The 524-nt window shown below is 58.6% G+C and carries 1 protein-coding gene; it reads right to left on the minus strand.

Features of this window, described 5'->3' with window-relative positions:
• Nucleotides 1-524 (minus strand): ATP-dependent DNA ligase (locus AC1DX0_RS37040; RefSeq protein ID WP_477359675.1); only part of this gene is annotated, 524 nt, incomplete at both ends.

Consider the following 524-nt stretch of genomic DNA (forward strand, 5'->3'; position numbering starts at 1 on the left):
GTGCGCAGCCGCTTGACCTTGACCATGGCGCGCTCGCCGGGCCGATATTCGCCTTCGACAAGCTTAGCGACGACGCCGTCTGTCGATCCGTGACCGGATTCGCCAAGCCATTCGGTTGCCGTCGTCAAATCCCGAGTACAAGGCGACAATTCGAGATCGGCATGTCCCGCTGCCTTGACGAACGCATCCAACGCCGCGCGCCGCGCAGACAGCGGTTGATGCATCAGGATGGCATGCGGACTTGCCAGCATATCGAACAGGATCAGCTTGGCCGGTGTTTCGACAGACAGTTTCCGAATTCTGCTTTCGGCTGGATGCAACCGCATTTGCAGCGCATCGAAAGAGAAAGAGCCGTCAATGTCGATGACGATCTCGCCATCGACCACGAAGTCTTTGGCCTTGAGGTCACGCAACATCGCGACGACTTCCGGAAAATAACGGCCGAGCGGTTTGCCAGACTTTGCTCGCAAGTCCACCGCATCGCCGGCTTTGAACGCCAGGCAGCGAAAGCCGTCCCATTTGGT

The sequence above is a fragment of the Mesorhizobium sp. P3_A9 genome, assembly GCF_056402975.1.